The 26,573-nt window shown below is 70.1% G+C and carries 29 protein-coding genes; 17 read left to right on the top strand and 12 right to left on the bottom strand.

The features are described 5' to 3' along the window. Window positions 1–186: 186 nt before the first annotated feature. A complete protein-coding gene (locus tag AC3ETA_RS26535) occupies window positions 187–1,140 on the bottom strand; it encodes an RNA polymerase sigma factor SigF (RefSeq protein WP_432195413.1) in 954 nt (317 codons plus the stop codon). Window positions 1,141–1,377: 237 nt separating this feature from the next. Between AC3ETA_RS26535 and AC3ETA_RS26530 the strand changes: the two genes are divergently transcribed. From AC3ETA_RS26530 to AC3ETA_RS26500, 7 genes are all read left to right on the top strand, one after another. Next, entirely contained in the window at window positions 1,378–1,764 is a 387-nt protein-coding gene (locus AC3ETA_RS26530; protein ID WP_432195412.1) for an STAS domain-containing protein, read from the top strand. A gap of 236 nt (window positions 1,765–2,000) precedes the next feature. After that, a complete protein-coding gene (locus tag AC3ETA_RS26525) occupies window positions 2,001–2,603 on the top strand; it encodes an ATP-binding protein (RefSeq protein WP_432195411.1) in 603 nt (200 codons plus the stop codon). A gap of 106 nt (window positions 2,604–2,709) precedes the next feature. Further along, window positions 2,710–2,871 (top strand): hypothetical protein, encoded by a 162-nt coding sequence (locus AC3ETA_RS26520; protein ID WP_432195410.1) that lies wholly within the window; start codon window positions 2,710–2,712, stop codon window positions 2,869–2,871. Between the two features lie 285 nt (window positions 2,872–3,156). Beyond that, the gene (locus AC3ETA_RS26515) at window positions 3,157–3,843 is read left to right on the top strand and encodes an LPXTG cell wall anchor domain-containing protein (RefSeq protein WP_432195409.1); all 687 of its coding nucleotides are present in this window, start codon (window positions 3,157–3,159) and stop codon (window positions 3,841–3,843) included. 31 nt (window positions 3,844–3,874) lie between these two features. Next, the gene (locus AC3ETA_RS26510; protein WP_432195408.1) at window positions 3,875–4,732 is read left to right on the top strand and encodes a COG1470 family protein; all 858 of its coding nucleotides are present in this window, start codon (window positions 3,875–3,877) and stop codon (window positions 4,730–4,732) included. Next, on the top strand, window positions 4,729–5,805 hold the full coding sequence (locus AC3ETA_RS26505) for a hypothetical protein (RefSeq protein ID WP_432195407.1): 1,077 nt from the start codon (window positions 4,729–4,731) through the stop codon (window positions 5,803–5,805). The genes AC3ETA_RS26510 and AC3ETA_RS26505 overlap by 4 nt, the downstream gene beginning before the upstream one ends. Window positions 5,806–5,867: 62 nt before the next feature. Continuing rightward, window positions 5,868–7,202, top strand: a complete 1,335-nt coding sequence (locus AC3ETA_RS26500) for a hypothetical protein (protein WP_432195480.1) — start codon at window positions 5,868–5,870, stop codon at window positions 7,200–7,202. A 121-nt stretch (window positions 7,203–7,323) separates the two neighbouring features. Here the strand turns inward: AC3ETA_RS26500 and AC3ETA_RS26495 are convergent, their stop codons facing one another. Then, the gene (locus AC3ETA_RS26495) at window positions 7,324–8,829 is read right to left on the bottom strand and encodes an oligopeptide:H+ symporter (protein ID WP_432195406.1); all 1,506 of its coding nucleotides are present in this window, start codon (window positions 8,827–8,829) and stop codon (window positions 7,324–7,326) included. Between the two features lie 518 nt (window positions 8,830–9,347). Between AC3ETA_RS26495 and AC3ETA_RS26490 the strand changes: the two genes are divergently transcribed. Continuing rightward, window positions 9,348–10,025 (top strand): response regulator transcription factor, encoded by a 678-nt coding sequence (locus AC3ETA_RS26490; RefSeq protein WP_107905766.1) that lies wholly within the window; start codon window positions 9,348–9,350, stop codon window positions 10,023–10,025. A 76-nt stretch (window positions 10,026–10,101) separates the two neighbouring features. Next, entirely contained in the window at window positions 10,102–11,373 is a 1,272-nt protein-coding gene (locus AC3ETA_RS26485) for an ATP-binding protein (RefSeq protein WP_432195405.1), read from the top strand. Between the two features lie 8 nt (window positions 11,374–11,381). Here AC3ETA_RS26485 and AC3ETA_RS26480 read toward each other — a convergent pair whose 3' ends face one another. Continuing rightward, window positions 11,382–11,942: a GtrA family protein gene (locus tag AC3ETA_RS26480; protein ID WP_432195404.1), complete on the bottom strand. Its 561-nt coding sequence runs from the start codon at window positions 11,940–11,942 to the stop codon at window positions 11,382–11,384. A 153-nt stretch (window positions 11,943–12,095) separates the two neighbouring features. On the opposite strand from AC3ETA_RS26480, the gene AC3ETA_RS26475 reads away from it, so the two are divergent. Genes AC3ETA_RS26475 through AC3ETA_RS26465 form a run of 3 tightly spaced genes read left to right on the top strand, consistent with a single transcriptional unit; the run spans window position 12,096 to window position 14,949 of the window. Continuing rightward, window positions 12,096–13,235 (top strand): 5-(carboxyamino)imidazole ribonucleotide synthase, encoded by a 1,140-nt coding sequence (locus AC3ETA_RS26475; RefSeq protein ID WP_432195403.1) that lies wholly within the window; start codon window positions 12,096–12,098, stop codon window positions 13,233–13,235. Further along, the gene (gene purE / locus AC3ETA_RS26470) at window positions 13,232–13,759 is read left to right on the top strand and encodes a 5-(carboxyamino)imidazole ribonucleotide mutase (protein WP_185843892.1); all 528 of its coding nucleotides are present in this window, start codon (window positions 13,232–13,234) and stop codon (window positions 13,757–13,759) included. The genes AC3ETA_RS26475 and purE overlap by 4 nt, the downstream gene beginning before the upstream one ends. A gap of 5 nt (window positions 13,760–13,764) precedes the next feature. Continuing rightward, window positions 13,765–14,949 (top strand): dipeptidase, encoded by a 1,185-nt coding sequence (locus AC3ETA_RS26465; RefSeq protein WP_432195402.1) that lies wholly within the window; start codon window positions 13,765–13,767, stop codon window positions 14,947–14,949. On the opposite strand, the gene AC3ETA_RS26460 is transcribed toward AC3ETA_RS26465, so the two are convergent. Beyond that, the gene (locus tag AC3ETA_RS26460; protein WP_432195401.1) at window positions 14,898–15,326 is read right to left on the bottom strand and encodes a hypothetical protein; all 429 of its coding nucleotides are present in this window, start codon (window positions 15,324–15,326) and stop codon (window positions 14,898–14,900) included. The genes AC3ETA_RS26465 and AC3ETA_RS26460 overlap by 52 nt on opposite strands. A 144-nt stretch (window positions 15,327–15,470) precedes the next feature. On the opposite strand from AC3ETA_RS26460, the gene AC3ETA_RS26455 reads away from it, so the two are divergent. Next, window positions 15,471–16,598: a dipeptidase gene (locus tag AC3ETA_RS26455; protein ID WP_432195400.1), complete on the top strand. Its 1,128-nt coding sequence runs from the start codon at window positions 15,471–15,473 to the stop codon at window positions 16,596–16,598. Between the two features lie 31 nt (window positions 16,599–16,629). Here AC3ETA_RS26455 and AC3ETA_RS26450 read toward each other — a convergent pair whose 3' ends face one another. After that, window positions 16,630–16,989, bottom strand: coding sequence for a VOC family protein (locus AC3ETA_RS26450; RefSeq protein ID WP_432195399.1), 360 nt, complete (start codon window positions 16,987–16,989; stop codon window positions 16,630–16,632). 122 nt (window positions 16,990–17,111) lie between these two features. Between AC3ETA_RS26450 and AC3ETA_RS26445 the strand changes: the two genes are divergently transcribed. After that, window positions 17,112–17,612, top strand: a complete 501-nt coding sequence (locus AC3ETA_RS26445) for a CGNR zinc finger domain-containing protein (protein WP_432195398.1) — start codon at window positions 17,112–17,114, stop codon at window positions 17,610–17,612. Between the two features lie 125 nt (window positions 17,613–17,737). Here AC3ETA_RS26445 and AC3ETA_RS26440 read toward each other — a convergent pair whose 3' ends face one another. Continuing rightward, the gene (locus AC3ETA_RS26440; RefSeq protein WP_432195397.1) at window positions 17,738–19,081 is read right to left on the bottom strand and encodes a UDP-glucose dehydrogenase family protein; all 1,344 of its coding nucleotides are present in this window, start codon (window positions 19,079–19,081) and stop codon (window positions 17,738–17,740) included. Between the two features lie 189 nt (window positions 19,082–19,270). Here AC3ETA_RS26440 and AC3ETA_RS26435 point away from each other — a divergent pair, with 189 nt between their 5' ends. Then, window positions 19,271–20,428 carry an acyl-CoA dehydrogenase family protein gene (locus tag AC3ETA_RS26435; RefSeq protein ID WP_359043970.1) on the top strand — a complete coding sequence of 386 codons (1,158 nt, stop codon included), beginning with the start codon at window positions 19,271–19,273 and terminating at the stop codon, window positions 20,426–20,428. 331 nt (window positions 20,429–20,759) lie between these two features. On the opposite strand, the gene AC3ETA_RS26430 is transcribed toward AC3ETA_RS26435, so the two are convergent. The 5 genes from AC3ETA_RS26430 to AC3ETA_RS26410 form a co-directional block, all read right to left on the bottom strand. Further along, complete coding sequence (locus AC3ETA_RS26430) at window positions 20,760–21,227, bottom strand: hypothetical protein (RefSeq protein WP_432195396.1); 468 nt, start codon at window positions 21,225–21,227, stop codon at window positions 20,760–20,762. An 82-nt stretch (window positions 21,228–21,309) separates the two neighbouring features. Continuing rightward, window positions 21,310–21,534 (bottom strand): DUF397 domain-containing protein, encoded by a 225-nt coding sequence (locus AC3ETA_RS26425; RefSeq protein ID WP_432195395.1) that lies wholly within the window; start codon window positions 21,532–21,534, stop codon window positions 21,310–21,312. 535 nt (window positions 21,535–22,069) lie between these two features. Beyond that, window positions 22,070–22,900, bottom strand: coding sequence for a helix-turn-helix domain-containing protein (locus AC3ETA_RS26420; RefSeq protein ID WP_432195394.1), 831 nt, complete (start codon window positions 22,898–22,900; stop codon window positions 22,070–22,072). Next, complete coding sequence (locus tag AC3ETA_RS26415) at window positions 22,897–23,421, bottom strand: DUF6879 family protein (RefSeq protein ID WP_432195393.1); 525 nt, start codon at window positions 23,419–23,421, stop codon at window positions 22,897–22,899. Before AC3ETA_RS26415 ends, AC3ETA_RS26420 begins: the two co-directional genes overlap by 4 nt. Continuing rightward, the gene (locus AC3ETA_RS26410; RefSeq protein ID WP_432195392.1) at window positions 23,405–23,596 is read right to left on the bottom strand and encodes a hypothetical protein; all 192 of its coding nucleotides are present in this window, start codon (window positions 23,594–23,596) and stop codon (window positions 23,405–23,407) included. The genes AC3ETA_RS26415 and AC3ETA_RS26410 overlap by 17 nt, the downstream gene beginning before the upstream one ends. A gap of 551 nt (window positions 23,597–24,147) precedes the next feature. Between AC3ETA_RS26410 and AC3ETA_RS26405 the strand changes: the two genes are divergently transcribed. Beyond that, entirely contained in the window at window positions 24,148–24,507 is a 360-nt protein-coding gene (locus AC3ETA_RS26405; protein ID WP_030955587.1) for a four-helix bundle copper-binding protein, read from the top strand. A gap of 62 nt (window positions 24,508–24,569) precedes the next feature. Here AC3ETA_RS26405 and AC3ETA_RS26400 read toward each other — a convergent pair whose 3' ends face one another. Then, the gene (locus AC3ETA_RS26400) at window positions 24,570–25,856 is read right to left on the bottom strand and encodes an LCP family protein (protein WP_432195391.1); all 1,287 of its coding nucleotides are present in this window, start codon (window positions 25,854–25,856) and stop codon (window positions 24,570–24,572) included. A 119-nt stretch (window positions 25,857–25,975) separates the two neighbouring features. On the opposite strand from AC3ETA_RS26400, the gene AC3ETA_RS26395 reads away from it, so the two are divergent. Further along, on the top strand, window positions 25,976–26,533 hold the full coding sequence (locus AC3ETA_RS26395; protein ID WP_432195390.1) for an acyl-CoA thioesterase: 558 nt from the start codon (window positions 25,976–25,978) through the stop codon (window positions 26,531–26,533). Window positions 26,534–26,573: the final 40 nt, after the last annotated feature.

Raw genomic sequence — 26,573 nt, 5'->3', positions numbered from 1 at the left:
AAGGGTTTCTGTGGGTAACCCGTGAGCTGTCGGTGAAAGATCCGAACGCACCGTGCCCGGTGCGTTCGGTGAAAGATCCCAACGCACTGTGCCCGGTGCCCCGTCGACAGGTTCGGCGGGGCACCGGGCACAGTGCAGGTCGGCATGCGGGAGACGCCGCTCCGGGACCGGTCGGCGGTGGACCGGTCATTCCTCGAGCGTCAGTCCCTTTCTGAGTCTGGTCAGGGTCCGCGACAGCAGGCGCGACACATGCATCTGGGAGATGCCGAGTTCCTCGCCGATCTCCGACTGGGTCAGGCCCGCGACGAACCGCAGGGACAGGATCTTCCGGTCCCGGGGTGAGAGTTCGGCGATGAGGGGCTTGAGGGACTCGACGTACTCGATGCCCTCGATGCCGTGGTCCTCGTAGCCGATCCGGTCGGCCAGCGCGCCCTCGGCGTCGTCCTCCTCGGGCTGGGCGTCCAGCGAGGAGGCGGTGTAGGCGTTCGAAGCCGCCATGCCCTCGACGACCTCGTCGTTGGTCAGACCCAGGCGCTCGGCCAGTTCCGCCACCGTCGGGGCGCGGTCGAGCTTCTGCGCCAGCTCGTCACCGGCCTTGGCCAGGTCGAGCCGGAGCTCCTGAAGGCGGCGCGGCACCCGCACCGACCACGACGTGTCGCGGAAGAAGCGCTTGATCTCACCGATGATCGTCGGCATCGCGAAGGTGGGGAACTCCACGCCACGGCTCAGCTCGAACCGGTCGATCGCCTTGATCAGGCCGATGGTGCCGACCTGGATGATGTCCTCCATCGGCTCGCTGCGCGAGCGGAAGCGGGAGGCGGCGAACTTGACCAGCGCGAGGTTGAGTTCGACGAGGGTGTTGCGGACGTACGAGTACTCGTGGGTCCCTTCCTCCAGCGACTCCAGCCGCTCGAAGAGAGTCTTGGACAGGGCCCGCGCGTCCACCGGGCCCACCTCGTCGTACGGGGGGATGTCCGGAAGACCCGCGAGCGCGTCGTCCTGGTCGACGAAGTCGCCTTCGTGGACGACGGCGACCGATTCGCCGCGGGGCTCGCCGGAATCCGGATGCTCCGGGTGGGATGCCGACGTCGCGCTCTGGGTATGCGATGCGTCGAGCCGGGGTGACATGATGTCCTCCATCGTTCTCGGCATATGGCTGCCGAAGCCTGTCGTGCACTGCGGTGTGCGGCGCCTCCAAGCCGGCCGAGTCGGTTACGTGTCTCTACTAGCCCTACCCGCTTTCCCGAGCCCACCGCAAGTGCGCTCTGGTCCGAAATGTCCGATTCTGTGTGGATGTTCGGGTGTGTAGGAGCCGTAGGAAGGCGTAGTGTTCGAGAGCGTCAGTCAGCAGCCACGACGTCGGGAGTGAGACACGGCATGGACCGCGGGACGGTCGGCAGCACACAGTCTGGCCGACTTCTGGTCGAGGTGCGGGAAGAGGGCTCCAGTGCCGTCGTGACCCCGGCGGGTGAGTTGGATCACCACACCGCCGATCTGTTGCGTGAGCCACTCGAGGACTGTCTCGGCAAGGGCTTCAGCCGACTGGTCGTCGACTGCTCGCGGCTCGAGTTCTGTGACTCCACGGGGCTCAACGTGCTGCTGGGGGCGCGGCTGAAGGCGGAGGCCGCCGGTGGCGGGGTGCATCTCGCGGGCATGCTGCCCGTGGTCGCGCGCGTGTTCGAGATCACGGGGGCCGAGGCGGTCTTCACGGTCCACGACTCGCTGGAAGAGGCCCTGGCCGACGGGCCCGACGGCGCCGGCTGACCCCGGGCGTCGGGCACTGCATCAGACGTCACATCATTCGGCCCGAATACAGGGGTGTTCCCTGGGCCCGGTAGGGCAGGAGACACCCTGAACCTGTCGGCTGTGATGTCGGCCACCGGGGGTGGGGGACTGTGACCGACGTATCAGGCAAGGACGTGTACCGGCGTACTGACTCTGCGTACTGACTTGTGAATCGTGTGAATGTTGAACTGGTGAATCGGTGAGGTGAAGCGCTGATGAGCACCACCCGGCCTTTCTCGCCGGGCGACCGCGGCCCTGAGCCCAGCGGCGCTTCCGGAGCGTCCGAGGGGGGCGTGCCAGGGTCCGGGGCCGCCGAGCGGGGCGCGCCGGCGGCGGGAGCGTCCGGCGGGGGCGCTGTGCCGTCCTTGAGGCCCGAGGAGTCCCAGGCGTCCGCGGAGACGCCGGCTGGGCGTCAGGTCCGCAGGCTGGACTTCACGGACCAGAGCGGGGTCGTCCCGCTCGCCCGTGACTTCGCCCGGCAGGCGCTGTACGCCTGGAACTGGTTGCCCGCGGCCACCGCCGACCAGCGCGCCGCCGCCGAGGACGTCCTGCTCGTCGTCTCCGAGCTGGTCACCAACGCCTGCCTGCACGCCGAGGGGCCCGAGGAGATGTGGATCGCCTGCGACAACAAGGTGATCCGCATCGAGGTCACCGACCGGGGCACCGGCCAGCCTGCCCCGCGCACCCCGCACCGCTCGGGGCGCCCGGGCGGCCACGGCATGTTCATCGTGCAGCGGCTGTGCCTGGACTGGGGCGTCGTGCGCACGCCCGGCGTCGCGGGCAAGACGGTGTGGGCGGAGCTGGGCGCACCGGCGTAGGGCGCCCGTCCGGACACGGTGGAAAATCGGTTCCGCGCTGCCCTTACGCTGCTCCACGCTCCACGCTCCACGCTCCCCGCTCCCCGCGACGCGCCGACGGAGACAAGTGGCCGGGTCCGCGAGCCGGGAGAGCCGCCCGTCGCCGGAGGTCCGGCTGCCCGGACCGGGCGGGTACGCCGAGGTCGGCCCGGTGTCGAACGCCCGTGAGTACCAGGCCCGGCGCGGCGGCATCGGGTACCGCCCGGCCGGCGGCGGCAAGGCGGCGTAGGTCCACACCCTGAACGCCTCGGGCCTGGCCACCAGCCGGCTGGTGCCCGTGCTCCTGGAGCGGCACCGGCGCGAGGACGGGACGGCGGCCGTGCCCGAGGTGCTGCGCCGGTGGGGGCCGCCCGAAGTGCCGGGCCCGGCCCGACCCTGAGTTACCGGCGGTCACCCCTTCCTCTCGGTGCACGCCGGATCGCCACAACTCCGGTGTGCGCCGTGTCTTCCTTCCTCAAGTCCCCGGGCGTACCTTGACGGCCGATCTGATGTGCCGTCAGGAAGCGAGGGGACCGTGTCGAAGCAGAAGCGAACCGCCGCGCTCGCGACCGCCGCGGCCCTGGCCGGATCGGCGGTGCTGATGGCCGCCCCCGCGGCCAGGGCCGAGGTCGTCGACGTCAACTACGCCTGCAAGACGCCGATCGGCGACAAGAGCGCCGTCTCGCCGATCGACATCAAGGGCGTCAAGAGCGGCAGCGGCTACAAGATCACCATGTCGTGGCAGAAGGGCGTCTCGTCCAGCCCGGTCGAACTGGGCAAGGGCGCGATGAACCCGAGCGCCACCGTCAAGCTGGGCGGCGCCGACAGCGGCACCATGAGCGTGACCGGCCCGGCCAACCAGGAGGCCATCCCCGCCAACACCCCCATCAAGATCAACGACTTGACGGGCACGTACACCCCGAAGAAGACCGGCAAGGTCACCTTCACCGCGGGCATCCTCACCATCAAGGCCCTCGGCACGACCACCACGTGCACGCCGTCCAACAGCCCGGGTCCGTCGCTGAGCCTCGACGTGACGGCGGCGGGCGGCGGGGGCGGGAGCGGCGGGACCCAGAGCGGTTCCGGCTCCGGATCCGAACTCCCGCAGACCGGCCCCGAGGACTCGGCCATCGCCCTCGGCACACTGGGCGGCACGGTCCTGCTCGCGGGTGCGGCGGGCGCGTTGTGGCTGACGCGGAGGGGGCAGACCGTACGCCGCTGAACGCCTCCGTATGAGAGCGCTGGAGCCGCCGATGTCGTCAGCCACCCGTGTCCTGTCCCTGCCCGTGCTGCTTCTGTCCCTGCTGGCGGTGGCCCCCACGGCGACCGCCGCCGAGGCCTGGCTCGTCGCGCCCTCCGGGGGCGGGCGCCCGTCCTTCTACACCGAGGGCGAGCCCGGGTCGGTCCAGCAGGACACGGTGTCCGTGACGAACCGCGGCGCCGAGCCGGTCACCGTACGGCTGACCGGCGACGGCGTGCCGATCGCCTTCGCCGGGAGCCGGGTGCGGATCCCGGCCCGCACCCGTGCCGAGGTCCCGTTCACGGTGACCGTCCCGGTGGGTACGGCCCCCGGTGACCGCTCCGGCGAGATCGTCGCCCGGGACGCCGACGGCCGCGCCCAGCGCGTCGCCCTGCGGCTGCGCGTCACCGGCCCGGAGCTGTCCGCGCTGACCGCCGAGCAGGTGGAGATCCGGGCCGACGGCATCACATACGTACTGGTCAACAGAGGTACGACCCCCCTCACCCCGAGTCTCGCGGTGCGCGCCGACGGTGTCCTCGGCCGCCTCCTCGACCGCGCCCCGCGCACCCTGCCCGTCGAGCTGCCCCCGGGCAGCCGCACCCGGCTCACCGAGCCCTGGCCCGACCGTCCCGCGCTCGACGCGGTCGACGTGCGGCTCACGGTCACGGCGGCGGGCGGAGCCGCCGACACCGCGCAGGTGTCGGTGCGGTTCGTGCCCTGGGGCGCGGTGGCGGGGGTCGCGGGTGCGCTCGCGGCGGCGGGCGCCCTCTTCGCCGTACGACGTCGAAGGCGCCGGGGTCCGGCGGACGGCGCGGCGACCGAAGGGGAACGGCCCTTGCGGCAGCCGGAGTTGACGGGAGCAGGGACGTGAGGGGCAGGGTGCGGATTCCGGCGCTGGTGACGGTACTGGTGCTGCTGTTGCCGCCGACGGCGGCCGTGAGCGCGTCGGCGGCCGACGGCCCGCCCGTCGTGAAGCTGTCCAGGACGCAGGCGGGGACGGGCGGTTCGGTCACCGTGACCGGCAGCGGCTGGCGGCCGCGTACGCTGCTGATGCTCCTGATCTGCGGGCAGTCCGTGCCGTCGACCGGCGTGAGCGGGGGCACCAACTCCTGCGCCAACGCGGACGGCCGGGCCGTGACCACGGACGGCGAAGGCCGCTTCAGCCGGAAGCTGCCGGTGGCGGAGCCGCCCGTGCCGTGCCCGTGCGTCGTGCACGTGGCGACGGCGACCGGACCGAAAGCGGAGGCCGACGCGATCTTCCAGGTCGCCGGGCACGCAGTCGAGCCGCTGCCCGCGGAGCCGGCGGGCGGCCGGCTTTCGGTGCTCACGGACACCCGGCTGGACGGATCGAGCGGCCTGCTCACCTGGTTCGGCGCACCGCCGGCCCGCACCCTCGTCTTCACGGTCGGCAACGTCGGCACCTCCGCGGTCAGGAACCCCGTCTTCCAGGTCGGCACCTCCCACGGAGTGTTCGCCCCGCAGTGGGAGGAACAGCGGTGGCGCGGCACGATCCAGCCGGGCCGCAAGGCACGCATCGAACTGCCGGTCGCACTCGCCGCCGGGGCGCACGGCGACTACGCCGTCTCCCTGAAGTACGGCGGCAAGGTGATGGCCGAGCAGCCCTGGGGCGTGGGCCGGCCCTGGGGCGTGACGCTGTTCTGGATCCTGGTCTGCCTGGTCGTACCGGCGGCGCTGTTCCGCGCCGGGATGGCGGTGGTGGACCGGATACGGCCGCGGCAGTCGGCCCGCCGCCGGGGCCTGCGCCTGCCCGAAGTCGCGTTCCGTCTGCCGGGGCTCAGGCCCCGGGAAGAGGCGAGGCACGCGGCTCCACCCTCTTCGGCCCTGCCGTGGTTCACCCCGGACAGCGATCCGGGCACGGCCGGCCGGCTCTCCGCACCGCACGACGACAGCACGACGACTCCGACCAGGAAGGGACCCCCGTGAGCGAGCCAAGGAGAGCCGTACCGGCCCGGCCCAGGAGAGCGAGTGCGGCCGGCGTCGCGCTGATGCTCGGCGGCGCGGGCGTCCTGCTCGGCGTGAGCGCCGGGACCGCCCAGGCGGCGGAGGTGGCGTACGCGACCGAGTGCATCCCGCCCGCCATCTCCGGGCTGCCGCCGGTGCAGGGCACGACGAAGGTGGAGATCACCGCGCCCGCCGAGGCGAAGGTCGGTGACGAGGTGGAGATCGTCTGGAAGTTCGTCCAGGCGGCCTCCAAGAACCCGGACATCCTGGACCTGGACGCGAACACGGTCCAGCCGACCGGCACCCTGAAGGCGGCCGGCGCGCAGACCGGGGACATCGCCATGCAGGGTCCGCGGGAGAACCCGCCGATCCCCAAGAACACCGACATGAAGCTGTCCGACATGAAGGGCAGGCTGAAGCTGACGGCGCCGGGCGAGGTGACGCTGACGCCGGACGCGTACAACATCAACGTCAACAAGCCGATCTCCACGGACACCAAGTGCGCGCCCGAGGAGGCTGTGAAGCAGGCGGCGACGATCAAGGTGACGGACGGGGGCGGGAACTCCGGCGGCACGACGGGAGGCCTGCCCACGGTGATCCCGACGCTGCCGACGAGCGTGCCGACCGGCCTGCCCACCGGGTCCTCCAGCCCGACGCCGAGTGAGAGCGAGACGGGCGGGGACGACGGCGGCACCGACACCGGTGGCGGAACCGGCGGCGGTGGCGGAACCGGCGGCGGTGGCGGCGGAACCGACTTCACCGGCAAGGAGGTCCAGGTCCCCTACGAGTGCAAGACGCCCATCGGCGACAAGAACGCGACCTCGCCGGTCCAGATCAACGCCAAGAAGAACGGCGAGAGCTTCGACCTGACAGTCCGGTTCAAGAAGTCCGTGATGGACAGCCCCGCCGACATCCCCGAGGACTCGGTCAAGCCGTCGATGGAGGTCGTCCTGGGCGGCGCCGACAAGGGCACGGTCCACGTCGAGGGCCCCACCAACTCCGAGGACATCAAGTCGGGCGAGCCGATCGAGATCCCCGACCTCACCGGTACCTACAAGCCGGGCGCGAGCGGTGAGTCGACCCTCTCGCCGGGCGTCCTGACGATCGAGGCCCTGGGCACGACGACGACCTGCACGCCGGCCAAGTCGGAGGTCTCCCTGACCCTGGACACGACCGAGCAGGCGAGCGGGGCGTCCGGCGGCGGCTCGGCCGGCGGTTCGGCGGGAGGCTCCGCGGGCGGCTCGTCGACGAACGGCGGTCTCGCGGCGACGGGCGCCGAGGACCATGACGCTCTGAAGGCGCTGGGCCTGGTGGCGGGGACGGCGCTGCTGCTCGGGGGAGCGGTGTTCACGTTCATGCCGCGGCGCGGGACGCGCTGACGTCCTCAGGGGCGCGGGGCCGTATCGATGTGCGGCTCCGCCGCGCGGGCGTACATGGCTGAAACCAACGGGGCCGTCACACCCACGCAGGTGTGACGGCCCCGTCCGGCCAAAGCCCGCGCTAGCGGACGTTGCCCATGAGTGCCTTGACCTTCCTGCGGTACATCCACACCGCAAAACCAGCCAGGACGGCGAGCGTCGCCTCGATGGCGACGAAGCCCATCTTGTCGAGGTCGACCCCGCCGACAGCCGGGTTGGAGAGGAGGGCGGTCACGGAGTCGCCGGCGGTGACGGCCAGGAACCAGACGCCCATCATCTGGGAGGCGTACTTGGCGGGAGCCATCTTCGTGGTGACGGACAGGCCGACCGGGGACAGTGTCAGCTCACCGACCGTCTGGACGAAGTAGATGCCCGCCAGCCACAGGGCGGCCGCCTTGTGACCGCCTTCGGCGATCGACAGCGGGGCCAGGAAGAGGAAGAAGGAGGCGCCGACCAGAACGAGACCCGTGGCGAACTTCGTGGCGGTGCTCGGCTCCTTGCCGCGCCGAGCCAGTGCCAGCCAGGCCCAGGCGAACACCGGAGCCAGTGCCATGATCAGGACGGGGTTGACCGACTGGTACCAGGAGACGGGGAACTCCCAGCCGAAGACGGTGTTGTCCGCCGAGGACTCCGCGAACAGGGACAGTGTCGAGCCGCCCTGGTCGTAGATCATCCAGAAAACGGCGGCGGCGACGAAGAACCAGATGTACGCGGTCAGCTTGGACTGCTCGGTGCGGTCCAGGTCCTTGTCCCGCTTCATACGGGCGATGACCATGACCGGGATGATCAGGCCGGCGATGGTGATCGGGATCAGCAGCCAGTTCAGCGTGTAGAGGCCGGACAGGCCGACGATGCCGTAGAAGAAGATCGCCACGGCCGCCCAGAAGCCGGCCTTGCGCAGCGTCGCCGACTTCTCCGCGGCGGACAGCGGCGTCGGGACGATGTCCGAGCGCGAGCTCAGGTGGCGGGTGCCGAGCAGGAACTGGACCAGGCCCAGCGCCATGCCGAGCGCGGCGAGCGCGAAGCCGAAGTGCCAGTTGACGTTCTCGCCGACGGTGCCGATCACGAGCGGGGCGGCGAAGGCGCCGAGGTTGATCCCGATGTAGAAGATCGTGAAGCCACCGTCACGGCGCGGGTCCTCGGGACCGTTGTAGAGGTGGCCGACCATCGTCGAGATGTTGGCCTTGAGCAGGCCCGAGCCGATGGCGACCAGACCGAGACCGCCGTAGAAGGAGCCGGCCCACGGCAGGGCCAGCGTCAGATGGCCGAGCATGATGATCGCGCCGGCCACGGCGACGGTCTTACGGGGGCCGAGGACCCGGTCGGCGAACCAGCCACCGGGCAGGGCGAGCAGGTAGACGAGAGAGAGGTACACGGCGTAGATCGCCGTGGCCGTTCCCGCGCTGAGGTGCAGGCCGCCCGGAGCGACCAGGTACAGCGGGAGCAGTGCCCTCATGCCGTAGTAGGAGAAACGCTCCCACATCTCGGTCATGAAGAGAGTGGCCAGTCCGCGGGGGTGGCCGAAGAAGGTCTTCTCGGAGCCGGGGGTGCCCGGGCGGGCCGAGTCCTTCGTCAGGCTGGACGCCATGGTCGATCCTTGCTGGTCGGGACGCGCATCGACACAGAAGACGTTCACGCGCCCGGTGGGGGGCGGCCGGCACCGGCGGACACGGCCGTCCGCCCCACGCCCAGGGGCAGTCCGCTCCGGATCACGGAGGGGATGACGGCGACCGTCGGGATCCACGCCCCCGCCTTCGGGGGCCCGGCCACAGGTCATTGCATCAGGGACCGGCGAGCACCGGTCCCGCACACAAAAGAGACCCTCGGCGTCAAGTGCGCCGAAGGTCCCCGCAGTGCTACGGGCGTAGAGTCACCATACGTCAGGACAGTGCCTGAAATGGAAGGACTTGAGACAGGGATCACAGGTGTCGAGGGAACCGCGGGCACCCTTTCCAAGGTCCTTTCCAGGGTTCTCTCCAGGATCGCATGCCGACGGCATAGGTCTGTACCACAGCGGCCGAAGGTAAGAGACACGCCCGGGGCCGGTGAGAATCGGGGCGGTCGATCACCCTCCAGCTCTTGTCATGGGCGGACTACCATCACCCCATGACCCGAGTACTGCTCGCCGAGGACGACGCGTCCATTTCGGAGCCGCTGGCCCGCGCACTGCGCCGGGAAGGGTACGAGGTCGAGGTGCGTGAGGACGGCCCCACCGCGCTCGACGCTGGAATGCAGGGCGGTATCGATCTGGTCGTACTGGACCTCGGCCTGCCCGGCATGGACGGCCTGGAGGTGGCCCGGCGGCTGCGTGCCGAGGGCCACACCGTGCCGGTCCTCATCCTCACCGCGCGCGCCGACGAGGTGGACACCGTCGTGGGCCTGGACGCGGGCGCCGACGACTACGTCACCAAGCCGTTCCGGCTGGCCGAGCTGCTCGCCCGGGTCCGGGCCCTGCTGCGGCGCGGCGCGGCCGAGCCGCAGCAGCCGCCGGCCACCCACGGCGTACGGATCGACGTCGAGTCGCACCGGGCGTGGATGGGCGACGAGGAGCTCCAGCTCACGGCGAAGGAGTTCGACCTCCTGCGGGTGCTGGTGCGCGACGCCGGCCGGGTGGTGACCCGGGACCAGCTGATGCGCGAGGTCTGGGACACGACCTGGTGGTCCTCGACCAAGACCCTCGACATGCACATCTCCTGGCTCCGCAAGAAGCTGGGCGACGACGCGGCCAACCCCCGCTACATCGCGACGGTGCGAGGCGTGGGCTTCCGTTTCGAGAAGAGCTGAGTACGGTTCCGAGGCCAGCACCGTACGGGCGAGCACGCCGCAGCGGTATCCAGGCCCCACAGGTAAGTAGCAGGACATGCGCCGTCGACTGATCCAGTCCACCCTCGCCGTCGTTCTCGTCGTCATCGCCGTCTTCGGCGTGTCGCTGGTGATCGTCGAGACGCGGACGATCACCAGCACCGCGCAGGAGCGGGTGGACACCGAGGCGGTACGGCTCGTCAGCATCGTGGACAGCCGGCTGCTCGGGGACGAGACCGTGGACGCCGAGGTGCTGCGGGAGCAGATCCAGGGGGACCGCTACGCCGAGATCCGGATCCCGGGGAAGCCGCTGATCCAGGTCGGCACCAAGCCGACCGGCGACGTCATCAGCGCCACGGAGACCGGCGAGGAGGGCGAGACGGTCACCGTGCAGGAGCCGCGCTCGTCGGTGACGCGGGAGGTCGGCCGTACGCTGCTGATCATCGCGGCCGTGGCCCTGCTCGCGGTGATCGCGGCCGTGCTGCTCGCGGTACGCCAGGCCAACCGGTTGGCCTCGCCGCTGACCGACCTCGCGGAGACCGCGGAACGTCTCGGCTCGGGCGACCCCCGGCCCCGGCACAAGCGGTACGGCGTGCCCGAGCTGGACCGGGTGGCGGACGTGCTGGACTCCTCCGCCGAGCGCATCGCCCGGATGCTGACGGCGGAGCGGCGCCTGGCCGCCGACGCCTCGCACCAGCTGCGCACCCCGCTCACCGCGCTGTCCATGCGGCTGGAGGAGATCACCCTCACCGACGATCCCGACACGGTGAAGGACGAGGCGACCATCGCCCTGACACAGGTGGAGCGCCTCACGGACGTCGTCCAGCGCCTGCTGACCAACTCCCGCGACCCGCGCACCGGCTCCGCCGTCACCTTCGACCTCGACGAGGTCATCCAGCAGCAGCTGGCCGAGTGGCGTCCCGCCTACCGCAGCGCGGGCCGGGCCATCGTCAGCTCCGGCAAGCGGCACCTCGAGGCCGTCGGCACCCCGGGGGCGGTGGCGCAGGTCCTCGCCGCGCTGATCGAGAACTCCCTCATGCACGGCGGCGGCACGGTCGCGCTGCGCACCCGCGTGACCGGCAATCAGGCGGTGATCGAGGTCACGGACGAGGGTCCCGGCATCCCCGCCGACCTCGGCGCCCGCATCTTCGAGCGCGCCATCAGCGGCCGCAACTCCACGGGCATCGGTCTCGCGGTGGCCCGTGACCTGGCCGAGGCCGACGGCGGCCGCCTGGAGATGCTCCAGGGGAAGCCCCCGGTCATAGCGCTGTTCCTGTCCCGCACCCAGCCTCCGAAGAAGCCGCAGGACTCGGGGCAGACGGTCCGATAGCGGCCCGTTCAGCCCACGCGCTGGCCGACCCGGCGCTCCGGCGCCGCAGGCCCGCGCGGGGGCTCCAGGAACGATTCGGCGGATGGTGCCGGCTCCGGCGCCGGCAGCGCACGGAACACCCACGTGCGGTACGACCAGAAGCGGAACAGCGTCGCGACGCCGATGCCGAGGAACTTGAAGATGTTGCTCTGCAGCGGGCTGTCCCAGCCGAAGCCGTAGGTCGCCGCGTACAGGACACCGTTCTCGATCACCAGGCCGACCACGCTGAACAGCAGGAACAGGCTCAGTTCCCGGGTGCGGCGGCTCTTGTCGCGATCCCGGTAGGTGAAGTACCGGAAGCCGATGTAGTTGAAGATGATCGCGACGACCGTCGCGATGACGCTCGCGCGCACGACCTGGAGGTCGGTGACATGCCGCACCAGGTTGAACACCAGAAGGTTGACGAGCAGCCCCGCTCCGCCCACCGCGCCGAACTTCGCGACCTCACGCACCAGCCGGTCGAAGCGCTGCCGTACGGATTTTCCGGACACCGGAGGCGGCACACGAAGCCCCGAGGAACCACGTCCCATGGTTGTGAAGGCTCCCTGTCGGTCGGTTTCGTCAACTCAGCCATGCTAACCACCCCCCTTCGCGATTGCCTGTGGGTGAGCTCATACGCCGGAGAAGAGACCCGGAAAAGTCCGGTAAGAGGGTCGCCCCGGCGCGGCCGATACCCTAGGGGCGTGACGTTCCCGGTAGTCGGCATGGTCGGCGGGGGCCAGCTCGCGCGTATGACACACGAGGCAGGCATCCCGCTCGGCATCAGGTTCAAGCTTCTCAGTGACACCCCGCAGGATTCCGCGGCGCAGGTGGTCAGCGATGTCGTCATCGGCGACTATCGCGACCTCGACACGCTGCGTGGGTTCGCCCGCGGGTGCGATGTGATCACTTTCGATCACGAACATGTGCCCACCGAGCACCTCAGGGCGCTGGAGGCGGACGGCATCCCCGTCCGCCCGGGCCCCGACGCGCTCGTGCACGCCCAGGACAAGGGAGTGATGCGCGCGCGGCTCGATGCGATCGGTGTGCCGTGCCCCCGGCACCGCATCGTGAGCGACCCGCAGGACGTCGCCGCGTTCGCGGCCGAGGGCGAAGGCTTCCCGGTGGTCCTCAAGACGGTCCGCGGCGGCTACGACGGCAAGGGCGTCTGGGTCGTGGACAGCGCGGCCGAGGCGGAGGACCCCTTCCGCGCCGGCGTCCCCGTCCTCGCCGAGGAGAAGGTGGACTACGTCCGCGAGCTCGCCGCCAACGTCGTGCGCTCGCCGCACGGCCAGGCCGTCGCGTACCCGGTGGTCGAGTCCCAGCAGGTGAACGGCGTCTGCGACACCGTCATCGCGCCGGCCCCCGACCTCGACGAGGCCCTCGCGCTGAAGGCCGAGGAGATGGCCCTGACCATCGCCAAGGAGCTCGGCGTCGTCGGCCACCTCGCGGTCGAGCTGTTCCAGACCCGCGACGGCCGCATCCTCGTCAACGAACTCGCGATGCGCCCGCACAACTCGGGTCACTGGAGCCAGGACGGCGCCGTCACCTCGCAGTTCGCCAACCACGTCCGTGCCGTCCTCGACCTCCCCCTCGGCGACCCGCGCCCGCGGGCCGGGTGGACGGTGATGGTCAACGTCCTCGGCGGCGACTACCCGGACATGTACTCCGCGTACCTGCACTGCATGGCCCGCGACCCTCAGCTGAAGATCCACATGTACGGCAAGGACGTGAAGCCGGGCCGCAAGGTGGGCCACGTCAACACCTACGGCGACGACCTGGACGACGTCCTCGAACGCGCACGTCACGCTGCCGGTTACCTGAGAGGCACGATCACCGAATGAGCCCTGTTGTAGGCATCGTCATGGGTTCGGACAGCGACTGGCCCGTCATGGAGGCCGCCGCCCAGGCCCTCGACGAGTTCGAGATCGACTACGAGGTCGACGTCGTCTCCGCGCACCGCATGCCGCGCGAGATGGTCACCTACGGCGAGCAGGCGGCCGAACGCGGGCTGAAGGTGATCATCGCCGGTGCCGGTGGCGCCGCCCACCTGCCCGGCATGCTCGCCTCGGTGACCCCGCTCCCGGTGATCGGCGTGCCCGTGCCGCTGAAGTACCTCGACGGCATGGACTCCCTGCTCTCCATCGTGCAGATGCCGGCCGGCGTGCCCGTGGCCACCGTCTCGGTCGCCGGCGCGCGCAACGCCGGGCTGCTCGCCGCCCGCATCCTCGCTGCCCACGACGAGGACCTGCTCCAGCGGATGCGCGAGTTCCAGCAGGACCTGAACGACCAGGCCACCGAGAAGGGCAAGCGCCTGCGCGCCAAGGTCGAGGGAGCGGGCGGGTTCGGCTTCGGCGCGGGGAAGTGACGCCGATGACCTCCCTGGAGGCAGCCCGGGAACTGCTGCGCGAGTTCCCCGTCGTCGACGGTCACAACGACCTCCCCTGGGCGCTGCGCGAGCAGGTCCGCTACGACCTCGACGCCCGCGACATCGCCGGCGACCAGGGCGGTCACCTGCACACCGACATCCCCCGCCTGCGCGCGGGCGGTGTCGGCGCGCAGTTCTGGTCGGTGTACGTCCGCTCGGACTACGCGGGCGACAAGGCGGTCAGCGCCACCCTGGAACAGATCGACTGCGTACGGCAGCTGCTGGCGCGCTACCCGGGCGACCTGCGCCCGGCGCTGACGGCGGCGGACATGGAGGCGGCCCGCGCGGAGGGCCGTATCGCCTCCCTGATGGGCGCCGAGGGCGGTCACTCGATCGCCGGCTCCCTCGCCACGCTGCGCGCGCTGTACGCGCTCGGCGTCCGCTACATGACGCTCACGCACAACGACAACATCGCGTGGGCGGACTCGGCGACGGACGAGCCCGGCGTGGGCGGCCTGTCGGCCTTCGGCCGTGAGGTCGTGCGGGAGATGAACCGCGAGGGCATGCTGGTCGACCTCTCGCACGTGGCGGCCACCACCATGCGGGACGCGCTCGACGCCTCCGCCGCCCCGGTGATCTTCTCGCACTCCTCCTCCCGCGCGGTGTGCGACCACCCGCGCAACATCCCCGACGACGTGCTGGAGCGGCTGCCCGGCAACGGCGGTGTGGCGATGGTGACGTTCGTGCCGAAGTTCGTGCTCCAGGCGGCGGTCGACTGGACCGTCGCGGCCGACGAGAACATGCGCGCCCACGGCTTCCACCACCTCGACACCACCGCCGAGGCGATGAAGGTGCACCGCGCCTTCGAGGAGACCAACCCGCGCCCGGTCGCCACGGTGTCCACGGTCGCCGACCATCTGGACCACATGCGCGAGGTCGTCGGCGTCGACCACCTCGGCATCGGCGGCGACTACGACGGCACCGCCTTCACCCCGGACGGCCTCAGCGACGTCTCCGGCTACCCCAACCTGATCGCCGAGCTGCTGGACCGCGGCTGGTCCGGGCCCGACCTGGCCAAGCTGACCTGGCGGAACGCGGTACGGGTGCTGGGCGCCGCGGAGGACGTGGCCCGCGACCTTCAGACGAGGCGGGGTCCGTCCAACGCGACCATCGAGGCGCTGGACGGCTGATCGTCGAGGGCGGGACGGTCGGTGCAGCCGGTCGCCCCGCCCGCGTACATCAGGTACCGGTCCCGCACCGGGTTCGGCGGCGCCCCGAGCGCGAGACGCCGCACCGGGTCGGGGCCGGCGAGGAACGGGCGGCCGAGGGCGCGATCAGACCGGCCCCGGCGGCCGGCAGACGGCAGCCGGGCCGACTTGACGCCGATCCTCGCCGCGGGCAGCTCCTGGAGCACCGGGTCGGCGATCAGGGTGCCCGGCCGGGCCGCCCGGATCCGTCCGGACGGCGGGTCCGCCAGGCCGGCGGGCACGAGCGCGCCCGCATCGACCGCCTGATCGCCGACCTGGTCCTCCCCCCACTCTCGGCTTCGCTCGATCGGGGGCCCCATCCGCGACACGCTGGGCGACGTCATCAGGCGGCGCGGGAGGGCTGAGGTACCCCCGAACGCCCCGCCCACCTCGAAGGCCCCGTGGGTCCGTGCGACGGTGAACCGTACTGCTGATCAGTACGTCGATCACGTACGGAGACCGCCATGGCAGACCTCAAGTACGAAGCGGATGCCGGCCCCGAGGCCGGCGAGATAGGTGATCTGCCCGAGCGGCTGCCCGGGGATCCGTCCGAGGCCGTCACCGGCCCGGGCGAGGACCCCGGTACCGACCTCCTCGCCCGCGCCCACCGCCTGCTGGCCGCGCATCCCGTCGCCGACGGCTACAGCGGACTGCCGTGGGCGCTGCGCCGGCTGCCCTGGTTCGACCTGGAGCTCGGCGAGAGCGCCGTCGACACCGATGTGCCGCGGATGCGCGAGGGCCACGTGGGCGCGCTGTTCTGGGCGCTGCACCTGCCCGAGGCGCTCGACGGGGACCGGGCCGTCGGCGCCACGCTGGACCAGCTGGACCTGGTGAAGACCGTCGTACGGGCCCACGCCGAGGGCCTGCGCCTCGCCGACACCCCCGGCCCGATCACCGACGCCCTCCACAGCGGCCGGGTCGCCGTGCTGCCGGGACCGGCGGGGGCCGCCGCGCTCGGCGACTCGCTCGGCATCCTGCGCTCCCTGCACGGCCTCGGGCTGCGCGCCCTGACCCTGTCCGGCGTCTCCTGGGCGAGCGAGTCGGGGCTGACGCGGTTCGGCGAGGAGGTGCTGCGCGAGATGAACCGCCTCGGGGTGCTGGCGGACCTCTCCGGCGCCTCCGCGGACACCGTGCGCCGGGCGTGCGCGGTGTCCAAGGCGCCGGTCCTGTGCGCCCGTTCGGCCGCCCGCGCCCTGCGCCCGCACCCGGCCAACCTCCCCGACGACCTGCTGTCCGAGCTGAGTGGGGTGCGGGGCCTGTGCATGGTGCCGCTCACCGCCGAGCAGACCGGCCCGTCCGTCCGGGACGTCGCCGACCACCTCGACCACGTCCGTGAGATCGCCGGCCCCGGCTGCGTCGGCCTGTCCGGCACCTACGACGCCGGCGCCGCCCACCCGCAGGACCTCAGCGACGCCTCCTGCTATCCGCACCTCGTCGCCGAACTGCTGCGCCGCGGCTGGTCCGAGACCGACATCGCCCTGTTGACCTGGGGTAACGTCCAACGCGTGCTGCGCGAGGCCGACTTCACGGCCCGGGAGGCACAGCGCCGCCGGGCGCCCTCGACGATGAAGATCGCCGAGCTGGACGGCTGAGCGGCGGCCGGGGCGGCCCGGTCGCGGGACGTCAGGCCCGGCAGAGGCAGAACGGGTGGCCCGCCGGATCCGCGTAGACCCGGAAGCCGCGGGAGCGGTCATCGGTGTCGAGGGGCTTGGCGCCGAGGCTGAGGATCTGCGCCTCGGCCGCGTCCAGGTCCTCGACGGTCAGGTCCAGGTGGAACTGCTGGGAGTGATCGGGCGCGGGCCACTTCGGCGGTACGAATCCGGGGGCGGCCTGGAACGCCAGCGCCCGCCCGCCCGGCACCGCCAGATCCACCCAGTCCCCCTCGCCCTCGACGCTTCCGCCGAGCACGCGCGCGTAGAAGCCCGCGAGTGCGCGGGGGTCGGGACAGTCCAGGACGACGGCGCCCAGTTCGGCGATGGCCATGACTTCCTCCTTGAGACGTGGTTACCGCTATAGCGCGTCATCAGGTAACGCGGTTACCTGATACTCCCGTATTGGAGGTAACGTCGCAAGGGGATGGGAGAACCGAGGGATAGCGTGCAGTCATGAGTGAGAGATCGCCCGCCCCCGGGGGCCTGGAGCTGGTCCAGTCGCTGGTCAACACGCTGGACCTGGATTCGGGCGCGGACTCGCTGGACACGGCACAGGGCCGGGCGCGCTTCGGGCTCACCGAGGGGGACGTGGCCGGGGCGCGGGAGCTGCGGGAGTCCCTGCGTGTGGCCCTGCTCGCCCACGCCGGCCATCCGGCGCACCGCGAGGTGACCCCGCTCGGCACGCTGCTGGCCGCGAGCCCGCTGCTGGTCGCGGTCGACGCCGCCGACGGCTCGGCCGTCCTCGCCGCCGCCGACGAGAGGCCGCTGCGCTCCAGGGTGGCGGCGGCCATCGCCCAGGCCCTGGTCGAGGGCACCTGGGGCAGGCTGAAGGCCTGCGAGGCGGGCGACTGCCACTGGGCGTACTACGACCGCAGTCCGGCGGGGCGCGGCCGCTGGTGCTCGATGCAGGTGTGCGGGGCGCGCGCGAAGATGCGGCGCTACCGAGCGAAGTGAGCCATTTCGAAAGGTCGTTGAAGATTCATTCGGCGTGATACGCCCGGGTGCGGCAGAATGCGGAGGACGCCGTTTCGGCCGACTGAGCCTCGGCCGAAACGGCGTCGCCCGTATCTCGCACGAAACTAGGCCGTCGGCCGGCCCATCGCCCGGTAGCTCCAGCCCGCCCGGCGCCACAGCTCGGGGTCGAGGGCGTTGCGGCCGTCCAGGATGACCCGGGCCGCCGCGACCTCGCCGAGCGCCTTCGGGTCCAGCTCGCGGAACTCCCGCCACTCCGTCAGGTGCAGGACGACATCGGCGCCGCGCACGGCCTCGACCGCGCTGTCGGCGTAGCCGAGGGTCGGGAAGAGACGGCGGGCGTTGCCCATGCCCTTGGGGTCGTAGACCGTGACCTGGCCGCCCTGGAGGTGGATCTGCCCGGCGACGTTCAGCGCGGGGGAGTCCCGTACGTCGTCCGAGTCGGGCTTGAAGGTGGCGCCGAGCACGGCGACCCGCTTCCCGAGGAACGGCCCGCCCCCGAGCGCCTCCCGCGCCAGCTCCACCATCTGCCCGCGCTGGCGCATGTTGATCGAGTCGATCTCGCGCAGGAACGTCAGCGCCTGGTCGGCGCCCAGCTCACCGGCGCGGGCCATGAAGGCGCGGATGTCCTTGGGCAGGCACCCGCCGCCGAAGCCGATGCCGGCGCGCAGGAACTTCCTTCCGATCCGGTCGTCGTGCCCGATGGCCTCCGCGAGCTTGGCGACATCGCCGCCGGCGGCCTCGCAGACCTCCGCCATCGCGTTGATGAAGGAGATCTTGGTGGCCAGGAAGGAGTTCGCGGAGGTCTTCACCAGCTCGGCGGTGGGGAAGTCGGTGACGACGAAGGGGGAGCCGTCGGCGATCGGCGTCGCGTACACCTCGCGCAGCAGCTCCTCGGCGCGCTCGCTGCGCACGCCGACCACGATCCGGTCCGGGTGCAGGGTGTCGTCGACGGCGAAGCCCTCGCGCAGGAACTCCGGGTTCCAGGCCAGCTCCACCTCGCCGCCGCCCGGCGCGAGCTCCAGGATGCGGGCCGCGAGCCGGTCGGCGCTGCCCACCGGCACGGTCGACTTGCCGACGACCAGGTTCGGGCCGCGCAGGTGCTTGGCGAGGGACTCGACGGCGGAGTCGACGTAGCTCATGTCGCAGGCGTACTCGCCGTGCTTCTGCGGAGTGTTCACGCAGACGAAGTGCACGTCGCCGAACTCGGCGACCTCGGCCCAGTCCATGGTGAAGCGCAGCCGGCCCGTGGAGCCCTCGATGCCGGCGACGTGCTTGCGCAGCAGTTCCTCGAGACCGGGCTCGAACATCGGGACCCGGCCCCGGCCGAGCATCTCGATCTTCTCGGGCACGACATCGAGCCCCAGGACCTCGAACCCGAGCTCGGCCATGGCCGCGGCGTGGGTGGCGCCGAGATAGCCGGTACCGATCACGGTGATCTTCAGGGCCATGGGGGACTCCAGAGGGGGGACGGGGGCGTGCGGGCCCGAGCATAACCGGAGGCCCTGACGGGCAACTTCCCAGCTGTCGCCAAGCTCACGTATCACTCCCGTGAGCCGACCCCTAAAATTTGAGTTACTTAACGGTAATTAGCACCGGCATCACACCTGCCACCCAGAGTCCTTGGAGCGTGAGAGACCTTGGCCGGATCGGCTGACTTCGACCTGTACCGCCCGTCCGAGGAGCACGACATGCTCCGTGACGCCATCCGCTCCCTGGCCGAGGCGAAGATCGCGCCGCACGCCGCCGCGGTCGACGAGGACGCCCGCTTCCCGCAGGAGGCGCTGGACGCCCTGGTCGCGGGTGACCTGCACGCGGTGCACGTGCCCGAGGAGTACGGCGGCGCCGGCGCCGACGCCCTGGCCACCGTGATCGTGATCGAGGAGGTGTCCCGCGTCTGCGCGTCCTCCTCCCTGATCCCGGCCGTGAACAAGCTGGGCTCGCTCCCGGTGATCCTCTCCGGCTCCGAGGACCTGAAGAAGCGGTACATGACCCCGCTCGCCAAGGGCGAGGGCATGTTCTCCTACTGCCTGTCCGAGCCCGACGCCGGCTCGGACGCGGCCGGCATGAAGACGAAGGCCGTCCGCGACGGCGACCACTACATACTGAACGGCGTGAAGCGCTGGATCACCAACGCCGGCGTCTCCGAGTACTACACGGTGATGGCGGTCACGGACCCGGCGAAGCGCTCCAAGGGCATCTCGGCGTTCGTCGTGGAGAAGTCCGACGAGGGCGTCTCCTTCGGCGCCCCCGAGAAGAAGCTCGGCATCAAGGGCTCCCCGACCCGCGAGGTCTACCTGGACAACGTCCGCATCCCGGCGGACCGCATGATCGGCGAGGAGGGCACCGGCTTCGCGACCGCGATGAAGACGCTGGACCACACCCGCATCACCATCGCCGCGCAGGCCCTCGGCATCGCCCAGGGTGCCCTCGACTACGCCAAGGGCTACGTCCAGGAGCGCAAGCAGTTCGGCAAGCCGATCGCCGACTTCCAGGGCATCCAGTTCATGCTCGCCGACATGGCCATGAAGATCTCGGCCGCCCGCGCGCTGACCTACCAGGCCGCCGCCGCCTCCGAGCGCGGCGACGCCGACCTCACCTACCTGGGCGCCGCCGCCAAGTGCTTCGCCTCGGACGTGGCGATGGAGGTCACCACGGACGCCGTCCAACTCCTCGGCGGCTACGGCTACACCCGTGACTACCCCGTCGAGCGCATGATGCGCGATGCCAAGATCACGCAGATTTATGAGGGCACGAACCAGGTCCAGCGGATCGTGATGGCCAGGAACCTTCCTTAGCAGGGTTTTGGCAGGTCAAAGGCTATTTCGAGGGTCCGAGAGGACAGCCTTGGCTTTCTGCCTGTTGCGGCTTGATCAAGGCCGTTCACGGGCGTCATGCTGGGGGAATCCTGGGCGAATGCCGGGCTGAAAGTAGCCGCTGACCTGCACAAACAACGCAGCTCCCGGCGTGATGCCGGGGGCTGTTGCCGTGCGCCGATCAGGCGACCTCCGACGCCTCCGTGGGGTCGTCCGCGCCGGGCGTCAGCATTGTTGCGATGGCGGCCCGACCGCGCTGCTCGGCCCCTTCAAGAAGCCCCGGCCACTGGCCGGGGCTTCTTTGTTGCTTCGACTACCTGGCTGGGCAGGCCAGTTCAGGCATCGAGCGATTCGGGGAGCACGTCACGGCGGCCAGAGACAAGTACGAGGGTCGTTCGAGGTAGAAGCCGTGGGACACGTCACCGCCCTCCTTCATCCGCTCAGCGGCGGAGTTCACGAGAAGCGTCAGATGGGTGGTGTCCCGTTCCGCCTCTGACGCGAACCGGGGCGCGTACTCCGCCAACCGTTCTCCGAGCCAGGCCGCCGCTTCCTTCGCCTCATCCCACGTGCCACGAACCAGCGAACGCGGCTTGATGAGCCAGTACGCCGTTTCCAGCGGCGGAATGTCAACGGTCGGGAACTCGGCCAACACCTCCCGATACCGCTGGATCAGTTCCGGTCTACTCCCGGCCGGTGGCGGCTCAGGGTGCGGGGGCCGCCGTAGGGCTTCCTGATCGAAGCGTTCTTTCGGGCCGTTCCACAGATAGCCGTGATGGTGCACGAGTCGTTCCCGTTTCGAGGAGTGCCGGGCTCGGACCCAGGGACGGGGGATGGACCCGAGCCCGACTGGCGGAGGGGGAGGATCAGACGTTCAGGCCGAAGCGCGCCGGGTCGATACCCGCCGCGTCCAGCTCCTCCGAGGTGAACCGCAGCGGCTGTGCGTCTGGCCGCTTGCTGTCGCCCAGGGCCCAGGCGTCCTCACCGATTCGGGCCAGGGTCACGCACCCCTCGGTACAGGGGCCGCCGCACGCCTTCACGAACGAGGCCCCGTTGATGTCGAGCGCGTACAGGTCGGTTCCGTTCAGCATTACTGCACCTTCCTGCTCAACTAATCGCGGCCATGGCTGACCGCCGCCGCCCAGTCCGGGCGGGAGTTCAAGGGAGGAGAGGGAGAGACTTCAGCGTCCGGAACCTTGGCCGCGTTCCGTGCAGCGCCAGCACTCGCATGGCGGCCAAGCGCTTGTGAGCAGCGGCGGAAGATCGTCCGTCGTGGCCACGGCTTGCTCCGGCCCCCAGGTCTGCCCTGAATCGCGAGAGACCCGCATGGTCATCAGGGGGCGGTCGGCGAAGAGCCTTGAGCCCGCTCCCTTTCTCATGACGCGTGCGCTTCTGCGTGGTGCTGGCGCATCCGTACGTTGGCGTCGGATACGGCGCTGTAGTCGAACGTGGAGCGGGCGTTCTCGCGGGCTACCGATATCGACAGGCAGTCAGCGCAACCGGGTTTGGGTGACGGCTCGCGCGGTGGCTCCGACAGGCGCGTCCCTGCCGGCGTGTTGGCTCCAGGATCCGAAGTTCTCTCTTCGCTCTCCATGGCGCCATCTTCGGCGGGCCAAGGAGGCAGCTCTAGCCTGTTTCCTGTTCCCGCAAGAAGTCGTCGCGGATCCCTTCGACCAGGCTGCGCATGTTGTCACCGGACAACGCCACTCGTGCGAACCCGTTGAACTTCTTTACGTAGATATCCACGTCCCTGGGGTCGGTAATGAGTACCTCAGCATGGACCGTCTCGACAGTGACCATCCGATTGTCCCGAATGGCAAAGGAATGGTTCGCCATGTCGTGCTGCTGAATGCTCAGAGGGACCACGCGGATGTCGACATGGGAGAGCCGTGATGCGGAAACTATCCGGTCCAGTTGGGCGGCCATCATAGGGGGCGGGACGATCCGCCACCGCAACACGGGTTCTGTGATGACGAACCGCAGTGACTTGGAGCTGTCGTAGAGAATGGCTTGGCGTTCCAGTCGACCGCTGATCGTTCGGGCCAGTGTGTCATCACTCAGCTCGTGGCGTTGCAGCACGGCTCGGATGTATTCGGGAGTCTGGAGCAGTCCGGGAACCAGGGCCGGTTGGAACATCCGCAGCACGGACATCTGGGCTTCGAGGGCCTTGACCTCCTGCTGACCCTTGTGCACGCCAACCCGCTTCAGCAGCCGCCACTCTGTCGTCTCAGTGCCGGCCGATCGGGCGGCCTCGGTGTACTCGGCCTTGATCTCGGGAGAAACGCCGATGGCGATGAGGATGCGCTCTACGTCCGTCGCGCTGGGAGCCAGCTTCGCGTTCTCGATCTTGGAGAGCTTGGACGGAGACATGAGTGCGCCACGGGCGACTGCTTTGGCCTCCTTCCCGGATGCCTGGCGCAGTGCCCGCAGCGCGGCCCCCAACTGTGCCCTGTTCACGCCCCGTACTTGGCCCACCATTCGGTGAACGGCTCCGCGTGGGCGAGTGCCGCGTCACGGTGCCCGGCGAATTCCGCGGTTCGTTCCGGTGGCAGGACTTCCGAGCCCAGGTACTTTCCGGCGCCGTCGTAGTTCATCACGGCCACGGACTGGGAGTCGAAGAACCAGAAGTCAGGTACGTTCGCCAGGGGGTTCGGCCTGTCGGTGATGTCTAGAATGAAGAACTCCTCACCCCCGGACATATTCTTCTGGTATCCCCACCCGAGTTCGAACCTAAGATAGTCCGTGAGTGGACGACGCAGAATGTGAACGCGGTAGACCCGTTTCCCTTTTCCGGTGTGTGAGCGGAGTTTTTCGACCCAGCCCGCGTTGTAGTCGTCCGGCTGTGACTCCCCGGCCAGGAACGCTTGGTAGGCGTCGACGTTCCCGGACTTGCTGTAGTCGTCCAGGGTTTCGAGCCGGAACGCCTCACGCTGGAACGTGTCGAAGAGGTCGCCAAGGGGCCTAGATGAGGTTGTCACGGATGGCCTTCTGGATCAGTTCCATCGGGATCTCGACCAGGGTTTCGTGAGCGGGAATCCGAAGCCCGTGGTCCGTCGGAGTCTCACCCTGAAACAAGAGCGTGCCGCGATCCGTCGCGTAGATCGTCGGGCAGTCCGTGAGGTCGCACGTGCTGACCAGCTTGGTGACCTTCATAGCCTGGGTTCCCCTCTCCCGTGCTGCTGTCAGTACGCCGCATCTGGGTTGATGCTCCCGAGGCCACGGCGCGCGGGTCAAGCGATCACGGTTGACGAAACGGGAAACCGCGTAACCTCCCCGGAGCCTGCCGCTCCTCCGGCCGGTCGGAGAGGCTGCCGCCGGTACGGCGCCGACCTGGGTAGACTCCCGACGATCATGGGGAAATGCTGGGGAGGGTTCCGCCAAGAGGGGTGTTCGCGCAGGTCAGCGCCGTGTTGCCCGTAAAGCGCGCAGATTTATGAAGGCGCCAACCAGGTCCAGCGGATCGTCATGGCGCGCAACCTTCCGTAGCCCCGCGGGATTTGAAGGTGAAGGGTGTCCGGGTCTCCCGGGCACCCTTCACCCGTTCGGTCCTCTGGCCGCGCCTGCGACGGAATGCGGAGGTGTGTGCCCAGTGCGGCTTCTGGTGTGAATTGTTCGCGCTCGCCCGATGGCGCCCCGCCGTGGGCGGGCGTAGGACGGAAGGGCACGGGGCCCGCCCCGGGCTCCCGCGTCCCCCAGGAGGAGCCATGACCCAGCCCGGAACCATGCCGATGAGCAAGGAGATGCAGGACTGCGTCGACGCGTGCATGACCTGTCACAGCATCTGCGAGGAGACCATGAGCTCCTGTATGCAGATGGGCGGCCAGGCGCAGATGCAGATCATGCGGGCGCTCATGGACTGCGCCGAGACGACCCGCATGTGCGCGGACATGATGATGCGCCGCTCGCCCATGTCGGCCGAGATGTGCGCGATGTGCGCCAAGGCCTGTGAGATGTGCGCCGAGGCGTGTATGTCCATGCCGGACGATCCGCAGATGATGCGCTGCGCGGAGGCGTGTCGCCGCTGCGCCGCGACCTGTCACGCGATGGCCGGCGCCACGATGTGACCGCCGCCTGACAGCAGTCGAGGGCACCCGGTGCGGGTGCCCTCGATCAGTGCCGTCGCGCCCTACTTGCCCGAGACGGTCACCGTCTCGTCGTTCTTCAGCTGCTCCACCAGCTTCTTCACCTTCGCGGTGTCCCACTGGAGGTTGCCGTTCGCGGAGTTGCCCGAGAGCGGCATGTTCATCGACTTGCCCTCACCGCCGCTGACGCCCTTCATCGCCCAGAACATGGACGCCAGGTCCCACAGGCTCATGTCCTTGTCGACGATCAGCGAGTCCAGTCCCGCGCCCATGGTCGGGTAGAGCTTGAAGGGGTTCAGCACCGTGCCCGGGGTGGCGACCTGGCTGGCCAGGGCCGAGAGGAACTTCTGCTGGTTCTTCGTGCGGTCCAGGTCGGAGCCGGGCAGCGCGTACCGGGTGCGGACGAAGGCGAGCGCCTCCTCGCCGTTCAGGGTCTGCTTGCCCTTCTTGAAGTCGGCGCCGGACTTGGAGTCCTTGATGTCCTGCGGGATGTCTATCTCGACGCCGCCGACGGAGTCCACGATGTTGGCGAAGCCGCCGAAGCCGATCTCGACGTAGTGGTCGATGCGCAGACCGGTGTTGGCCTCGACGGTGCGCACCAGCAGTTCGGGGCCGTCCTCCGAGTACGCCGCGTTCAGCTTCGTCTGCCGGCCGGTGCTCTCGTAGAGCTTGCCGGAGTCGGAGCCCTTGTACGACGGGATCGTGACGTTCGAGTCGCGGGGCAGGGAGACCAGGGTGTCGCCGTTGCTGCCGACGTGCAGGATCATCATCGAGTCCGTGCGCTTGCCCTCGGCGGAGCCGGTGTGCAGCTTCTTCTTCTCCTCGGCGGACATGCCCGCACGGCTGTCGGAGCCGACGATCAGGTAGTTGGTGCCCTCGCCCGCCTCCGGCCGGTCGATGACCTTGGACAGGTCGACCTCGCGGTTGAGCTTGGAGTCGGCCCAGAAGTAGGTGGCGACGGACGTCACGACCAGCACGGTCGCCAGCGTGATCGTCGTCAGCTTGATACGGCGCCGCCAGTTCGGCGCGGGCCGCGGCTCGCGCATCCCCCCGCCGTCCCGGCCGCCGCCCCCGCCGCCGTAGACCTGGCCCGTGTTGTAGCCGCTGTCGTACCCGTCGTCATAGCCGTCGTCGGCGTAGCCGCCGTGCCCCTGGCCGTTCACGTACGACGGCTGCTGCGGCACACCGCCGTAGCCCTGGCCGGGCGGCGCCGCCGGGCCGCGGCGGACCTGCCGCATCACGCGCGCGCCCTCGGGCTGTGCGCCAGCGCTGCCGCGTCCGTAACGGTTGCCGCGGTTGTCGTCGGACCATGCCTGAGGCCAGTCATTCATGCGCCTAAGTGTGCAGGGCGCGGCCAGGTGTCTTACAAGGGTCGGCGGAAAATAGAGGCACGGCTGTTGCGAACCCAACACAAAGTCCGCGAATGACGGCGCGGCATAAGGTGGACGGCATGACAGACCAGGTCACCGCAGTGGAGTCGGGCAATCCGGAGATCCCGGGCAAACCGACATCCGCATCACGCACCACTCTCAGCCACATCATGACCCACAACGACACCAACCTTCTGGGCACGGTGCACGGCGGTGTGATCATGAAGCTCGTCGACGACGCCGCGGGAGCCGTGGCCGGCCGGCACTCCGGCGGCCCCGCCGTCACCGCGTCCATGGACGAGATGGTGTTCCTGGAGCCGGTCCGCGTCGGTGACCTCGTCCATGTGAAAGCCCAGGTGAACTGGACCGGGCGGACCTCGATGGAGGTCGGCGTACGGGTGCTCGCCGAGCGCTGGAACGAGTCGACGCCGCCCCAGCAGGTCGGCTCGGCGTACCTGGTGTTCGCCGCCGTCGACGCCGACGGCAAGCCGCGCCGGGTGCCCCCGGTGATGCCGGAGACCGAGCGCGACAACCGCCGCTACCAGGAGGCCCAGATCCGCCGCACCCACCGTCTGGCCCGCCGCCGCGCCATCAAGGAGCTGCGCGAGAAGCGGGCGGCGGAGGGTTACCAGGACTGAGCCGGCCGGACCGTCATCCCGGGGGACGGGGCGGCGACGC

The sequence above is a fragment of the Streptomyces sp. bgisy027 genome (assembly GCF_057710365.1).
This window is presented reverse-complemented; position numbering and strand designations above follow the sequence as displayed.

Bases quoted from the DNA above. Each gene is read 5' to 3' on its own strand.
- AC3ETA_RS26455 (WP_432195400.1), top strand. From the start codon at position 15,471: ATGGCAGACCTCAAGTACGAAGCGGATGCCGGCCCCGAGGCCGGCGAG.
- AC3ETA_RS26450 (WP_432195399.1), bottom strand. From the start codon at position 16,989: ATGGCCATCGCCGAACTGGGCGCCGTCGTCCTGGACTGTCCCGACCCC.
- purE (WP_185843892.1), top strand. From the start codon at position 13,232: ATGAGCCCTGTTGTAGGCATCGTCATGGGTTCGGACAGCGACTGGCCC.
- AC3ETA_RS26425 (WP_432195395.1), bottom strand. From the start codon at position 21,534: ATGCTGAACGGAACCGACCTGTACGCGCTCGACATCAACGGGGCCTCG.
- AC3ETA_RS26440 (WP_432195397.1), bottom strand. From the start codon at position 19,081: ATGGCCCTGAAGATCACCGTGATCGGTACCGGCTATCTCGGCGCCACC.
- AC3ETA_RS26530 (WP_432195412.1), top strand. From the start codon at position 1,378: ATGGACCGCGGGACGGTCGGCAGCACACAGTCTGGCCGACTTCTGGTC.
- AC3ETA_RS26465 (WP_432195402.1), top strand. From the start codon at position 13,765: ATGACCTCCCTGGAGGCAGCCCGGGAACTGCTGCGCGAGTTCCCCGTC.
- AC3ETA_RS26445 (WP_432195398.1), top strand. From the start codon at position 17,112: ATGAGTGAGAGATCGCCCGCCCCCGGGGGCCTGGAGCTGGTCCAGTCG.
- AC3ETA_RS26400 (WP_432195391.1), bottom strand. From the start codon at position 25,856: ATGAATGACTGGCCTCAGGCATGGTCCGACGACAACCGCGGCAACCGT.
- AC3ETA_RS26485 (WP_432195405.1), top strand. From the start codon at position 10,102: ATGCGCCGTCGACTGATCCAGTCCACCCTCGCCGTCGTTCTCGTCGTC.
- AC3ETA_RS26525 (WP_432195411.1), top strand. From the start codon at position 2,001: ATGAGCACCACCCGGCCTTTCTCGCCGGGCGACCGCGGCCCTGAGCCC.
- AC3ETA_RS26490 (WP_107905766.1), top strand. From the start codon at position 9,348: ATGACCCGAGTACTGCTCGCCGAGGACGACGCGTCCATTTCGGAGCCG.
- AC3ETA_RS26480 (WP_432195404.1), bottom strand. From the start codon at position 11,942: ATGGGACGTGGTTCCTCGGGGCTTCGTGTGCCGCCTCCGGTGTCCGGA.
- AC3ETA_RS26510 (WP_432195408.1), top strand. From the start codon at position 3,875: ATGTCGTCAGCCACCCGTGTCCTGTCCCTGCCCGTGCTGCTTCTGTCC.
- AC3ETA_RS26395 (WP_432195390.1), top strand. From the start codon at position 25,976: ATGACAGACCAGGTCACCGCAGTGGAGTCGGGCAATCCGGAGATCCCG.
- AC3ETA_RS26495 (WP_432195406.1), bottom strand. From the start codon at position 8,829: ATGGCGTCCAGCCTGACGAAGGACTCGGCCCGCCCGGGCACCCCCGGC.
- AC3ETA_RS26405 (WP_030955587.1), top strand. From the start codon at position 24,148: ATGACCCAGCCCGGAACCATGCCGATGAGCAAGGAGATGCAGGACTGC.
- AC3ETA_RS26500 (WP_432195480.1), top strand. From the start codon at position 5,868: ATGCTCGGCGGCGCGGGCGTCCTGCTCGGCGTGAGCGCCGGGACCGCC.
- AC3ETA_RS26535 (WP_432195413.1), bottom strand. From the start codon at position 1,140: ATGGAGGACATCATGTCACCCCGGCTCGACGCATCGCATACCCAGAGC.
- AC3ETA_RS26410 (WP_432195392.1), bottom strand. From the start codon at position 23,596: ATGAAGGTCACCAAGCTGGTCAGCACGTGCGACCTCACGGACTGCCCG.
- AC3ETA_RS26460 (WP_432195401.1), bottom strand. From the start codon at position 15,326: ATGGGGCCCCCGATCGAGCGAAGCCGAGAGTGGGGGGAGGACCAGGTC.